At 47.6% G+C, this 14,185-nt stretch carries 11 protein-coding genes and 1 CRISPR repeat array; of the genes, 5 read left to right on the top strand and 6 right to left on the bottom strand.

Going from position 1 to position 14,185, the window contains the following annotated elements; all coding sequences use genetic code 11:
• Window positions 1–15: 15 nt before the first annotated feature.
• Entirely contained in the window at window positions 16–618 is a 603-nt protein-coding gene (locus NYR52_RS00225) for a TetR/AcrR family transcriptional regulator (protein ID WP_259436072.1), read from the bottom strand.
• Window positions 619–1,138: 520 nt separating this feature from the next.
• On the opposite strand from NYR52_RS00225, the gene NYR52_RS00220 reads away from it, so the two are divergent.
• Window positions 1,139–2,029: a sporulation protein gene (locus NYR52_RS00220; RefSeq protein WP_246026926.1), complete on the top strand. Its 891-nt coding sequence runs from the start codon at window positions 1,139–1,141 to the stop codon at window positions 2,027–2,029.
• Between the two features lie 35 nt (window positions 2,030–2,064).
• Here the strand turns inward: NYR52_RS00220 and asnB are convergent, their stop codons facing one another.
• Window positions 2,065–3,912, bottom strand: coding sequence for an asparagine synthase (glutamine-hydrolyzing) (gene asnB, locus NYR52_RS00215; protein WP_259436071.1), 1,848 nt, complete (start codon window positions 3,910–3,912; stop codon window positions 2,065–2,067).
• A gap of 172 nt (window positions 3,913–4,084) precedes the next feature.
• On the opposite strand from asnB, the gene NYR52_RS00210 reads away from it, so the two are divergent.
• The 3 genes from NYR52_RS00210 (at window position 4,085) to NYR52_RS00200 (ending at window position 6,696) form a co-directional block, all read left to right on the top strand.
• The gene (locus tag NYR52_RS00210) at window positions 4,085–4,747 is read left to right on the top strand and encodes a response regulator transcription factor (RefSeq protein ID WP_259436070.1); all 663 of its coding nucleotides are present in this window, start codon (window positions 4,085–4,087) and stop codon (window positions 4,745–4,747) included.
• Window positions 4,740–6,197, top strand: a complete 1,458-nt coding sequence (locus tag NYR52_RS00205) for a sensor histidine kinase (protein ID WP_259436704.1) — start codon at window positions 4,740–4,742, stop codon at window positions 6,195–6,197. The genes NYR52_RS00210 and NYR52_RS00205 overlap by 8 nt, the downstream gene beginning before the upstream one ends.
• Before the next feature lie 85 nt (window positions 6,198–6,282).
• A complete protein-coding gene (locus tag NYR52_RS00200; protein WP_132221908.1) occupies window positions 6,283–6,696 on the top strand; it encodes a phage holin family protein in 414 nt (137 codons plus the stop codon).
• A gap of 98 nt (window positions 6,697–6,794) precedes the next feature.
• Here the strand turns inward: NYR52_RS00200 and NYR52_RS00195 are convergent, their stop codons facing one another.
• The 3 genes from NYR52_RS00195 to NYR52_RS00185 all read right to left on the bottom strand — a co-directional run bounded on the left by NYR52_RS00195 (window position 6,795) and on the right by NYR52_RS00185 (window position 10,784).
• Window positions 6,795–7,331, bottom strand: coding sequence for an NAD(P)H-dependent oxidoreductase (locus tag NYR52_RS00195; RefSeq protein ID WP_259436069.1), 537 nt, complete (start codon window positions 7,329–7,331; stop codon window positions 6,795–6,797).
• Between the two features lie 373 nt (window positions 7,332–7,704).
• Window positions 7,705–8,388 (bottom strand): winged helix-turn-helix domain-containing protein, encoded by a 684-nt coding sequence (locus NYR52_RS00190; RefSeq protein WP_132221906.1) that lies wholly within the window; start codon window positions 8,386–8,388, stop codon window positions 7,705–7,707.
• Window positions 8,389–8,564: 176 nt separating this feature from the next.
• Window positions 8,565–10,784 carry an immune inhibitor A domain-containing protein gene (locus NYR52_RS00185; protein WP_259436068.1) on the bottom strand — a complete coding sequence of 740 codons (2,220 nt, stop codon included), beginning with the start codon at window positions 10,782–10,784 and terminating at the stop codon, window positions 8,565–8,567.
• Between the two features lie 386 nt (window positions 10,785–11,170).
• Here NYR52_RS00185 and NYR52_RS00180 point away from each other — a divergent pair, with 386 nt between their 5' ends.
• A complete protein-coding gene (locus NYR52_RS00180) occupies window positions 11,171–11,347 on the top strand; it encodes a hypothetical protein (RefSeq protein ID WP_022738610.1) in 177 nt (58 codons plus the stop codon).
• Between the two features lie 112 nt (window positions 11,348–11,459).
• Here NYR52_RS00180 and NYR52_RS00175 read toward each other — a convergent pair whose 3' ends face one another.
• Window positions 11,460–12,842, bottom strand: coding sequence for a PepSY-associated TM helix domain-containing protein (locus tag NYR52_RS00175; RefSeq protein ID WP_259436067.1), 1,383 nt, complete (start codon window positions 12,840–12,842; stop codon window positions 11,460–11,462).
• A 191-nt stretch (window positions 12,843–13,033) separates the two neighbouring features.
• A CRISPR array of direct repeats spans window positions 13,034–13,505; the repeat unit is 36 nt; unit sequence GTGCTAATCACATTTAATTCATCTAATCACTTAAAG.
• Between the last annotated feature and the right edge of the window lie 680 nt (window positions 13,506–14,185).

Here is a 14,185-nt window from a genome sequence, read left to right as displayed (position 1 = left end):
CAAGAGAAGAAGTGGTTACAATTCTGTTACATCAACAATACCCTTGATCAACAACGCATCAAGCGTTTCCAAAATGGACGGCAAATCTTTTTCCATCTCCGCTACCTCATGATCCTCTGCATGATACAACTTTTGCAACACGATCACACTGGCCGCTCCAAAAATAGCACTGGCTGTTTCCAATGTGTGATTAATATTAAAATCCCCTTTTTCTTTCCCTTCTATTAACACCTTTTCAATCAATGTGATATACTCCCGTATCTTCCCACGAAAATGGCGTTGCCGCTCTTTGGTACCAAACGCTTCATTTAACAGTAACTTTGCCAATTTGGCATGATGGATGAAAAAAAGAACATGTGCTTTGATCAGATGTTGAATTTTGGCCACGGGCTCTTCAACGCTCTCAATATGCCGATTGGCGTACTCGATCAGCTTTTCAATTCCTTCATTGATCAAACCAGCAAACAGCTCTTCTTTGCTTTTAAAATGATAATAGATCGTTCCCTTCGCCACTCCGGCCATTTGGGCGATATCATCCATTTTAGCCTGATCAAACCCACTCTCGGCAAACACTTCCACGGCGGCTTGGAAAATCATGTCCACTTTTTCGTGACGCATCCCTCACTCCCCCATCTACCCGATACTCCATCTTTCAAGTATAAGGGATTGTCTTTGATTTTGACACACTAAGACGTGCTTTGTTTATTATGTGCAAAAAAAAGCATCGCTTGCTGACAATTCAATCCATCCTGTCCACACAGTGGATGTTTTTAAAAAAAAACCACTCCCCCATCGGGGGGGTGGTTATCAGAGAAACTCATATGAAGCGCCTATAGCCCATGTTTTCCCAAGTCATAGAGAAGGGTGTAGCCAATGGTTGCACCTACTATATCATTCGCAAACAACCTTATTTTTGTGTCACTCACTGCCGCGTTTTTGTGACAAAAAATCGAATGTCCGTACGGAATGTTTTTTCCCGCCATGGCTGAACTTGGAAGCGTAATTTCCGCCCAGCCAGGGTATTATTCCGTCAGAGCGGATGACATCTCCCCATCTACATCCGCGTCTTCATCGCGAAAACCCTTTCAAAACATGGTAAAATATAAGTACATTCACATGAGGAGGCCCGTGTTCATTGGTGTTTAAAGATTATCTCGCCAAAATAGGCAAAGGCGGCACCCGTGTTGACTTGAAATTGGGGAAAGAAGAGTACACACTGGGTGAAACGATTGCCGGTTCTCTTGTTATCCAAGGGGGCATTGTAACGCAACAGATCAATAAAGTGGACATTGACTTCGCTATCCACATGCAACAGCATGATCAAGTCACCACCCATTTGATCCAACGTTTTTCATTCGGCGAACCGTTTGAAATTCATCCCGGCGCCAAAAAAACATTTCCGTTCACATACACCTTGCCCAATAATTTGCTCTTGTCCGGATATTCCATTTCGTATTCTTTTGCCACCCGGTTGGACATTGCCGAGGCCGTCGACCAAACCGACCATGACGCCATCGTCATCCTACCTCCACCCTCCCTGCAGCAAATACAAGTCGCTTTGAGGGAGCTGGGATTTCAAGAAAAATACGGCTCCCGTTCCTTTGATGGTTATTTGCAAAAGTTTGAATTCACTCCCACCTCCACGTTGGCCAAAGAAGTTACTCACCTTCAATTCGCAGCCAAAATGGAAGAGGACGGCATTGGGTTGTTAATGGAAGTGGATTTGGTGGGGAATCATCAGGTACGCCGAGAAGTTCATTTTACCTCTAAACAATTGGACGACCCTGTCATCCTTCTGCAAAGACTGCGTCAATCAGTACAAGAGATGATAAACGAACCTCATAGGCTGGGCGACAGTCAAAAATATTATTTCCGCGATCATAAGCAATGGAGCAAACTGGGAGCCATCGGCGGATTTGCGGCCGGGCTCACTTCTGGATCTTGGTTTGAAGACGATGTCAAAGTAAATCATGACCGATTGCAGGATCACAGCTGGTTGCACTTCGGCGGCAATGGAGAAAAAACATAGCCACTTTTCTAGAAGTGGCTATGTTTCGCTATGGACTAAATATCCACTTTGACCCGATACCGCTTTAACCATTCATTCAACTGCAACCAGTATGCCAACAGAGCTGGTACATTCATCAATTGCCCAAACCACGGCAGATGCGTGCGGTTCAAGTCCTGTTCAGCAAACTGACGAACTGCTTGCCGATCAAGCAATTGAAACATCGGTTCTTGCGCGTCTTCCGTCAATTGCAACACGCGTTGTTGCATGGTGCGCAAATAAACAGGGTGATGCGTCTTGGGATAAGGACTTTTTTTGCGCTCGATGATTTCCGGGGGCAATAAACCCTTCAACGCATAACGCAACAACCCTTTCTCCCGGTTTCCCAGGCTTTTCATGGACCATGGGATGTTCCAAACATACTCCACCAGATGATGGTCGCAAAACGGCACCCGTACTTCCAAGCCGAAAGCCATGCTCATCCGGTCTTTGCGGTCAAGCAAGGTGGGCATCCAGCGGGTCAAATTTAAATAAAACATTTCCCGCATTCGCGCTTCCGTCGCGCTTTCCTCTGATAAACGCGGTACTTCCGCCAATGCCTCCTGATAACGCGACTCCACATAGGACAACGGTTGAATTCGCTGCACGATTTCCGGGGAAATAAACGGAATCCGCTTATCAACCAAGCGCGACCATGGAAACGTGTCAGCATTGATCATCTCTTCCCGGTGGAACCACGGATAACCGCCAAACACTTCATCCGCACACTCACCAGACAGCACCACTGTCATCTTCTTTTTGATCTCTCTGGAAAACAAATAAAGGGATGCATCAATGTCGGCCATGCCGGGAAAATCGCGGGCGATCATGGCTTGAATCAGGTTTGCTATCAGTTCCTCATTATCCAACATCACCACATGGTGGTCAGATTTAATCGCATCGGCCATCAATTGTACCCACGGCGCATCGGAGTTGGGTTGAAACTCATTAACATGAAAATGTTTGTCATTGTCCGCGTAATCGACAGAGAAGGTGGACAATTGCCCCCTTCCCTCTTCGCTGAAGGTTTTGGCCGCGCACGCGGAGATCGCACTGGAATCCAGTCCCCCAGACAACATGGTACCAATCGGCACATCAGATACCAACTGCCGCTTGACGGCATCCTCAAACAGTTCCCGCACTTTGGCTGCCGTCGTTTCCAGATCATCGGTGTGGTGGTCGCTCACCAATTCCCAGTATGGGTGAATGCGCAAGCCATCTCGGTCAAAAGAGAGCATATGTCCCGGTCGTAATTCTTTGATATCCCGAAACACCCCGACACCTGGCGTGCGCGCAGGCCCCATGACCAGGATTTCTGCCAGCCCTTCCTCCCCAATGACCGGTTCAATGTCTGGATGAGCCAACAACGCTTTTACTTCGGACGCAAACAGAAACGAACCGCCCACTTGCGAATAAAAAAATGGTTTTACGCCAATGCGATCGCGCGCCGCAAACAACCGTTGCTCAGCCTCATCCCAGATGGCAAAGGCGAAAATCCCGTTCAAATGGCGCGGACACTCCATCCCCCACTGGATATACGCCGTGAGGATTAATTCCGTGTCCGACCGAGTACGTAACCGGTGTCCGAGAGACTGCAACTTTAACCGGAGCTCATCCATATTGTACAATTCACCGTTGTACGTGATCACATAGGTGCGATCCGCCAACTTCTTCTCCATCGGTTGTGTTCCGCCCTCGGGGTCGATGACGATCAACCGGCGGTGTCCCAAAGCGACATGATCCTCGACCCATTTCCCTTCCGCATCAGGCCCACGCGCTTCAAGCGTCTCATTCATCTTCTCCAGCAACGTGGTGCAATTCCGTAAATCCCGCTGGAAATCAACCCATCCTGTGATACCGCACATCAGACTCCCCACCCTTTCTAGGCGTATGTCTACTCTTCATCTTATGTGAGGTATTGCAAAAGGTGTCTTCAAATCGTCTGCGGCCGCTCCGTTTTAACCTGGAAAAGCCCACCGCTTCACACAAACTTCACGAAAACGCATTATAATAATGGCAATATGAGGTGAACCGCACATGTCTTATTCAATCTTGGTTATTGAAGATGACCTTGACATTCAAGAGCTGATTCAAGAGTTTCTGCTCTCGCAGGCGTATGATGTCACTGTGGCCAGCGACGGGCTGGAAGGCATTCGCATATTTAAAGAAAAGCCAGTCGACTTGGTGATCCTAGACGTGATGTTACCCCAGCTGGACGGGCACAGCGTTTGCAAGATGATTCGTGACCAATCCAATGTGCCCATCATCATGCTCACCGCGCTGGGGGAGGAGACAGACCAACTTAAAGGATTTGAGTTGGGTGTCGATGATTATGTCAGCAAACCGTTTTCGTTCAATGTGCTTATTAAACGCGTAGAAGCCGTGTTGCGCCGCACCCACCGGACCGAGCCATCTCAGCGGCTCAGTTATAACGGCTTGGTGTTGGACACTGAAGGACATACAGTGACGGTCGGCTCGAAAAAGCCCGATTTGACGGCCAAGGAATTTGACATATTGCACGCCCTGTTGCGCAATCGGGGCAAAGCGTTAAGCCGCGACATGTTGTTAAACCAAGTATGGGGCATTGATTTTTACGGAGATCCCCGAGTAGTCGACACACATATCAAAAATCTGCGCAAAAAATTGGGGAGTTCGTACATTCAGACGGTAAAGGGGATCGGTTATAAAATTGGTGACTAAATTACGTCAAGGCATTACCGGGAAAATTTTTCTCATTACCAGCTTACTATTGTGTGTGTCCGCTTTGCTCATCTTTTCGCTTTTCTACTTTCTGCTCCCTTCCTATTATTATCAATACAAAATCAACCGGTTGGAAAACGGATTCCGAGAGTTGAAGATCGAAGCCGCCACCATCCCGGTCGCCAACGCGCAAAAAACGTTGGACCAATTCGCCCATACCTACAACGCAGGGTTGGTGGTGGCCGACTTGGAAGGCCGCGTGGTGTACCGGCCCCCCCTCTACATCCAACTAAAGCAACTTCCAGACGCTTCAGCGCTGGGAATCCCCCAGGAATCGGACACCGGTGATCCGGAAACGGCCCGCGTTTACACGACTGAAAAGCCGCTTACCTTTGCCGACGGAACCTACATCGCCTTCATCAGCGTCACCATGCAACCGATTGAGGAAGCCTCCGACGCCATTTTCATGTTCATGCCTTATGTCGGCTTGATCATTTTGCTTGTCTCAATAGGAGGCGCATTTCTCTACGCCAAAATCATCTCCCAACCCCTGCTCAGCATCAATCGGGTAGCCAAACGCATGGCCCGGCTGGATTTCAGTGAACGATGTGTAGAAGGCGCACAAGATGAAATCGGCGAGCTTTCCCGCAGCCTCAATGAATTGGCTCACAATCTGGAAGCGGCCATGGCCGATCTGACAAAGGCCAATGCCAAACTAAAAGGGGACATTCAACGCGAACGGGAACAAGAAGCCAAACGGCGTGAATTTTTGGCGACCATCTCCCATGAACTAAAATCGCCGATCACCGCGGTCATGGGCCAATTGGAGGGCATGATCCACAAAATCGGAGCGTACCGCGACAGGGACAAGTATTTGCAACGCTCATATGCGATCATGCAAGAGCTGAGGAAACTGGTAAACGAGATTTTGGAATTATCCAAGCTGGAAATGGTCGACTTCAGCTTAAAGCAAGAAACCTTCTCTTTGTCCGAGATGATCGAAGGAGTAATCAAACGATTTGATTATTTCCGCAACGACCGACGCATTCAACTGCATACCGACATCCAACCTTCTTTACAAGTCCAAGCAGACCGGGCTTGGTTGGAAAAAGCCGTCTCCAATGTGATCGACAATGCCATGAAATACGCACCAGAGGAAGCCAGTGTCTCCATCTCCCTGACCGACGAGGGGGATCACCTGCTACTCAAAGTGCAAAACACAGGGTCGCACATCGATGAAGCGGAAATCGACCGTCTCTTTCAAGCGTTTACCCGGTTGGAAAAGTCGCGGAATCGTAGCACCGGGGGAAGCGGGCTAGGGTTGTTCATCGTGAAGCGGATCTTGGAAGTACACCGTTTCCCATATCAACTGGCCAACACCGCCGACGGAGTCTTATTCTCGATTCGCTTTCCCTCCGACGGACAGCACGTTCCACCTGACACGCCCTGATCCTTTGGCGAAAAGAGCCCAGCGCGAGCAAGATTTTTACTCGCTTTTGGCGAATTTATCAGGGCACCGATCTCACGGCAGGAGGGTGATGACCATCACAGCTTATTGGGATGCGAACAAAGCGATCCTTCAGCTATTGCTCAGCACACTCGCCATTATCGCGCTCGACTGGTGGGCGCAAGGCATTGAGGTGGAAGGAATGGGGATCGCTTTTGGCGTAGCAGCAATCCGGTTGATTGGTTATCTATTAGGTGGATTTACCGTGCTTCTTTTCCTGCCCTTTTTTCTGGAAGACTGCTCCATTCGTTTTAAATGGTCGGCATTCTTTTGGACCTTCAATCTGTGTGTATTCTTCATCAATCTATTCATGCTGGGGGGAATCGCCGCGTTTCTCGAAGGATTTGAGATGAACCAGTTTACCTCCGTACTGCAAGGCACCTTGATTGTCACCGCGGTAGATCTATTCACCCACAGTCTTGGAGTGAAAGTGCATCTGTAAACGCAGGCCGTTTCGTTATGTTGCGCACATAAAGACACCTCTGTCAAAGCAAGTCCTCACCCACGCTGACAGAGGTGTCTTTCGTCTCTCGCTATTATTTAATTGCTTTGGTGAAACACATATTGCGCATAATATTTGGCGCTTAATTCCAATTGCTCTTCATTCACTTGAAACGCCCCATGAAAGCGGAAATACGGAAGCAATTTCAGCCCCGTCAGCTTAGCCACTTGCTGCAACGGACGCAAAAATTCGTCAATGGTAAACTGGTTAAACCCGTTGGCTTGATAAGCATCCACAGAGCCGCCGGCTGAAAAGGCAATGATCAACTCTTTGCCGTGCAACTTGTTGCCATTTGTACCGTACGCCCAACCATATGTCAGCACATCGTCTTGCCATTGTTTGAGCAACGCAGGTGTGCTGTACCATTGCAATGGAAATTGGAACACAATGCGATCATGCCCCATCACCAACGCTTGCTCACGCTCCACATCAATCCGGAAATCAGGATATTCCTTGTACAAGTTATGTATGGTCACCCAGCGCGAATGCTGATGCATTTTCAATTCCTTGACCCAACGGCTGTTCACGCGCGAGTTTTCCAAGTTGGGATGGGCTACAATTACTAAAACTCTCATATCTCCTTCTCCTTTGGCCACCATCAGGGTCATTTTCATCTATTTTAACAATAATCAATTCAAATATAGAACACTTTCCTTGCATGATTTCAACTTTTCCCTCTTATCCGACCAAAATCGGGGCAAATCAAAGCCGCTCCCATCAGAACGACGAAAACGGCTTTTAAATGCCGCGTTTTCCTGTGATTGGCTATGTACTCACACAAGGGCATGTCTGATGAGTAGACCAGCAGCTTCAAAACCATTTTCTCATTCGCTTCACTTGTGCATCGGTGCTCCTTGAGAAAAGGTTTTTCCGCCGCTTCTTCCCCACCATTGATTTGCCAGACACACTCTAGTCATGTGGACTGTCCTCTGTCCATCTTATGCTGTGCTACCCTTTCAGATTGAGTACATACCCTTTTCCTCTCACATTCTCGATCTTTACCGCGTTTTTTAATTTCTGGCGCACGCGGTAGATCAATGAATTCACCTCGGTCAAACTGACATCCGGGATTCCGTTTGCTTGTGGCGACCGTTCAGCCCACACGGCCTTGATAAGATCTTCAGTGGATACGAGTTGGCAACGGCGTTCATACAACAGCAAGAGCAGATTCCACTCTTTTTCCGACAGCGAAATCGGTTTGTTAAAAACCGTACAGCTGCGTTTATGCATATCGATCGCGAAGGCGTCAGTGGCTGTATCCTGCATAGCGGACACGTCGAGGTTCAAATCCAATGTTTGTTCCGCGTACGCATAGACAAATTGCAATTGCACCATTTCCCCCGCCAAACGGATCAGGTCATAATTTTTCAACGGATAAGGCTGATGTGGGCGCAACCGCTCCGTCCCCACTTCCGTCCCCAATTTGCTTCCTAGATCACATATAAACGCTTTCCCTTCTATGATGTCAATCGATGCATGGAGCCGAGAGATGCATTGATGAACAAAAGCCAAATCCGGTTTGACATCTTTACTCGCTCTGCCCAAGGAGTATCTTTCCTTGTCAAGCGCAACACATGCTCCCACAGGAAAAGGAAGCCCCTTTTTCACATAAAGATAAGCTAGCGGTTCCATCCTGTTCCTTCCTCCATAGAAAAACAATAAAATTTACTGATTATAAAATAAATGTACCATGAACGCAATATAATTTGTGCATACGATATTCACATTTTTAGCACTTTGGCAAATGACCCCAATTGGAAGTCCAAAAAAACACCCCGCTAAAAAAGCCAGCGGGGCGTCGATCATTCTTATTTCTTGGAGATTTTGATCTGAGCAGCTTCTCCGTTTTTAATTACCTTCTTCAACTCGATTTGCACACCGTGCTTCGGCAAGATTTTGCCCACTTCAGGCGCTCCTTTGAGGGAGTAGTCATTGCCGTCATAGAAGGTGGAAACCCCGGGCAATCCTTTGTAATGCATAGAGCCGAAGCTCGCGTAATTTTCAATGTTGATGTCGGAGGTTTTCTTGAAACCGAAAGCAGCATCTACCAGTTGGTAGCGATCGCCAGCCGGTTTGGTCGGATCGTTGTTCCAGTAGTGAACGCGTTGGTGAGCGTCAACCAGCCCATTCATGCCATAACCTGCATGCGCGCTGGTGTTGTTGTCCAAGTAACGGCCATCCACATACCATACGAGCATACCGGGATCGCTGGTGATGAAGCTGTTGCCACGGCGCAAGTATTTCAGCCCTTTGTCCACTCCATTGTGCGTGCGCCATTCTACCAGATAGTAGTTGGGGTACATCTTCCCTTTGCCATCGAAATGGCTGAAGCCGGACAAGGTAAACTTCGGCGTTCCTTCGGCATCATCAGCAAAGACCGTTTTGCCGTCGGCGTCTACCACAATGTTGTCAACATAGAACCCTTCCATCGCCAACCCGCCGTCAGTGACATAGTTGAATTCTACTTTGATCTTTTTGTTGACGAAAGCGGACAAGTCGATTTCTTCTTTGACCCAAGCTTTCTTGGTGTCGTCGTCAAACGATTTGACCGTCTTCTTCTCGTTGGTTGCTACATCGATGACATTCACATACAGATAATCGTAACCAGTCTCGATTTGTCTCCAAGAATCGAAAAGCAACACCGCTTGTTTCGCACCAGTCAAATCAATTTCATTTGAAACCATGCGGGTGTTGAGATTGTCACCCATGTCGGAGAAATAAGCGAATTTGCCACCTGCCGGCTGAGTCGGTGGTTGTTTCTCCACATCGGGCAGATTAATTTTCAGCACTTTGTTTTCCGGCTTCAAGTTGACTGCTTCATTCAACTTGACAACCTTGCCTTTCTTGGTGAGGTCTTTGAGGCTGACTTCATTCGCGGTGATCCATTTCCCGCCAAATGTGGTTTGCAAGTAGAGCTTGGACCAAGGGTCAAATCCGACAGGTTCGGTACCGGACACTTTACCATTCCAGGAACCACCGGACATCAAGGACCATGTGCCAACCGGGGAACCAAGACCTGTGTTGGTGGTGTCATACAAGTCCGGCAAGCCCAAATTATGCCCATATTCATGGGCAAATACGCCAACTGCGCCATCTTCCGGTTGAATCATGTAATCATACGCTTTAAGTGAAGTTCCTGGGATTGGTGTCGGTTGTTTCAGCGTCCAACGGTGAGACCAGATCGCGTCTTCCCCGAGCTCTCCGCCGCCAGCTTCTTCACCCACGCCGGCGTGAACCAGCATCAGATTGTCCAGCATGCCGTCCGGCTCCATCACGTTACCGTCTTGGTCCAGGTCATAGGGGTCGCGTTGGTCATATTTTGCTTCGTTCCCTTTAATAGCTTGGCCCACTTGGGTCAAAGTTTCGACAACCAAACCGCGTGGGTCGGCATCGTTTTCTTTAGCCGTCCGCTTGGATTCCAACCACGGTGTAACCGTCCCATCGACGGTCCACGTACCGCCTGATTGTTGCAAATAGAATTGGGCCATCGTCGTCAGTTTAAGCCCTTCAGGCGTTGTGTATCCTTGCTGATTAAACAGCATTTTTTGATAATGGACCGGATTGAAGTCTTTGGTGTAGAGATAGCCAGGCTCTTCTTTCAGGCGGTTATGTTTATAGTCCGGAAATTCGACCAACGCCAGCACAATGTTGTCTTTATGAGCGTTTTTGCCGAATTTTCCCCTTTTGCCTTTGTTAGCCTTTTTGGCATTTTCCTTTTGGACGCCTTCCAGCCCTTTTTTCGCTTTTTTACCAAAAGTGGTAGAGGTGTCGATACCGCTTTCAAAAGCACGCTTCTTCACATATGCTTCCACCGCTTTTTCTACTTCTTTCTCGGAAGCTTTTTTGCTGATGACACCCCGTTCCTTCAGCGCTTTGGACAAACGCTCAACATCAACACTTGCCCAGTCGATGTGCTTTTCATGCGTTCCTGGTGCAGTCGGCTTTGCCAAGGCCATTGGCGCGGCAGCAAACCCGCTGATCACTAACGCGGAGGATAGCACACCAGCCATTGTTTTGCTGAATTTCACTCTAATCACCCTTTCCGGACTTTTTAGTGAATTACTTACATAACCAGCCTCTCTAAAAAAATGTGCAATAGACCCCTCAGTCACAGTATTAAGTAAATAATTCTAACTACATTATATTTAAATACTATGTTAAAAGAAAACAATATTATTAAAATAACCTATTTTTATTTATGAACAAAACGTGAACAACCAACTTGCATATCGATAAAACCTTTGCTATAAGCGTTGGGATTCCGCATAAAGCAAGGGATTTTCGGGTAAAGGGAAGGTATCCGTCGCCAAGAAACCTTTCACCCATCTACGCATCTACGCGCTAAAGAAAAAAACAATAAAACCTAATTATAACAAAATTAGGTTTTATAACAAAATTAGGTTCCCTTTTTAGCATGACCAATGATCTACATGGTCCGTCGGTGACGATGTTCTCCATGTCAGAAGAAATGGTGCAAGTCGGCAACCAGCTCTATGTCAGCTTTGAATCAGGTGCGAAAAAATATCGCAAAAGCGGAAAACGTCAAACTTATCACTTGTATGATGGCAATATCAAGTCGCTCGTAAAGTAAGCGGCGAAGCACACGACAAAAGGCACCGCCCCCCGTTTAAATACAGGAGGTGGTGCCTTGTTTGCAAGCGGCATCCTTCAGCCAAAAAATATTTCTAAAGTCCTGTTCAAGCCTATGCACCCAACCACCGCTGGACAACAGGCAACCTTTTGACAACCAATCGATCCAGCATGAAAACAAACAACAACGACAATCCGGCCAGCGGCATCAGAAGCCCCAGACCAATAACAATAGCTGTCAGGCCCCTGGTCAACTTGGCGTCCTTGGGCAGAGCAGGGGCGCCCAACTTGCCGCGCGGCCTCCGCTTCCACCACATCACCAGGCCGCTGATCGCCACCGCTACCAAGCCAAGACAAACCACCAGCCCGATCACTTGGTTAGGCAAGCCAAAGTAACGGCCTTCATGTAAGGCAATGCCAATGGAAATCGCTTTGGCCATCCAGCCATAATCGGAAAAGCCGACACGAACCAACACCTTCCCGCTGTACTGATCAATGTGCAACACCGTTTCATCTTCTGGTTTGTCAGCTGACAACGACACCGTGTAAACCCCTTTGTCCCCCTCAGGGAAATACACCGTGTAACCAGAGGCCACTTGGTTCGCTCTGGCAATCTCCATCACCCGTTCCAAGGGCAAGGGAGTCGCCTCACCGGATGACTCTGGGACGGGCACCTCTTCCGCTGCCCAAGGTACATCGGCGACTTGTTTGGTTGGTTTGGCGGATTCCGGCTTGGGTCCGCCTACAAATGCAAACGCGGGGTATCCCGTATGAGTGGATGTCGCCAATTTGCTGATCAAATCCCCGGCCACGCCAGACCATGGCAACCCCGTCAAGATCAGTAAGATAGCAAACCCAGATAACCAAACGCCGGTGACGGCATGGGTATCGCGCCGGAAGATCCGCCCGCCTTTGGTCAAACGCGGAACCAACGCACCACGGATCGTTTTTTCCTTGGGCCACCACAGATACAGGCCTGTGATGATCAGGATCATCGCCCAACAGGCAGCCAGCTCCACCAACCGGTCACCCATCGTCCCCATCATCAGCTCACCGTGCAACATCTCGACCTTCTCCAACAACCGCTCTTCTTCCTTGATCTCACCGACAACACGGCCCGAATAGGGATTGACGAACACTGTTATCGCCTGCCCCTTGTCCATCACCCCGACTTCGGCTGTCCGGTTTGGCTCATCACTTGGCCGATAGCTCGTGATTTGTCCATTGGGGTATACCTTACGCACCGCCTCCACCTGCATGGATGGCGTCAACGTGCCGTTTTGCTTCTGAGGTTCCTGAATATAGTAATCATCCCGATAAAGCCAATCCTCCAATTGCGGCTTAAACAAATACACCGCACCGGTAATAGATAACATCACAATAAACGGGGCGAAAATAATCCCCGCATAAAAATGCCAACGCCAAATCAACTGCGTCAACCGCTGAGGTTTGTGAACTGTGGTAGACACTGATTCTCCTCCTGTCTTCTCAATCATGCAGGAATGCCTCCTCGATTATAAAGCGGTATCCAAAACACCCACATGACTCCAAGGAGCTATCATTTGTGTCTATCCAGTGACTAAATAAGCGGCAACGTGTTCAGTAGGGGTAGAAACTAAACGAAAAATTCATCTAATCACTTAAAGTAGTTTCTTTCAACTCGTGGAAGAGGGAGCCAGTCAAATATGTGCTAATCACATTTAATTCATCTAATCACTTAAAGGTTGTCACTCAATGCTAAACCGAACATCACGGTGTCTGGTGCTAATCACATTTAATTCATCTAATCACTTAAAGGATTGCGTCTTCGACTGACTTATTATGCTTTGCCGAGTGCTAATCACATTTAATTCATCTAATCACTTAAAGAGAAACCAACGAGATAGCGAAGTCTCTTGGAGTATCGTGCTAATCACATTTAATTCATCTAATCACTTAAAGGTAATTTGTTGTAAGTGCCAATGTGTTAGGGCCAGGAGTGCTAATCACATTTAATTCATCTAATCACTTAAAGGAGGCAACAAGACCGCTGTTATAATCAGCGGTCTCGTTGTGCTAATCACATTTAATTCATCTAATCACTTAAAGACAATTGCTTCAAACGTTTCCGAAGGGGGTGTTAAGTGCTAATCACATTTAATTCATCTAATCACTTAAAGAGTATCCCTTAAAAACCTTTGTCTTACGTGCAGTTTCACTTGCAAATTCGAGCACTTCCTCTAGAACACACTTTTAATGAATCTATATGTTAATAAAATAGACCAATGTGTTGGAACACATCTTGATACTAAAGGGTTACGAGGATCGTAAGCCTTTTTTGTCATCACTAGGCGCTCGCAAGCTTATTTTACTTCTAAGCACTTTCTTCTATTCAAATAAAAAGACCTTGCATAATGCAAGACCTTCTTATTTAAGTGATTAGATAAATAATGTAATCCTGTGGTTGAATGGATTTTTTCCATCCTTAGCACACGCACAGTATTCTTTGCCCTTTAGGCAAATTTAATGTTACCACATTTAGAAAATACAATCAAATACTAGGGCGTCTGATGAATAGGCCATCTACTCCAAAACCATTTTCTCATTCGCTTCACGCGTAGCGAGGCGCTCCTTGAGAAAAGGTTTTTCCGCCGCTTCTTCCCTGCCAACTTGATTTGCCAGACACACCCCAAAACGCCCCGCCCAAAGCTCATGGCAATGGACAAGGCGTTGTGGTTTGGTTGATCGGCAATAAACAACTTCCACTAAAAGCGTTTGAATACTGATCTGATAAGCAGCAGTGCCAATTTTTGACCTTGAGTCACAGGGGCTGTACTGATATTACGCTTGGGGCGGCTCC

The sequence above is a fragment of the Laceyella sacchari genome, from assembly GCF_024927925.1.
Classification (GTDB): domain Bacteria; phylum Bacillota; class Bacilli; order Thermoactinomycetales; family Thermoactinomycetaceae; genus Laceyella; species Laceyella sacchari.
The sequence above is the reverse complement of the archived record's forward strand: the minus strand, read 5'-3'. Positions and strand labels throughout refer to the sequence as shown.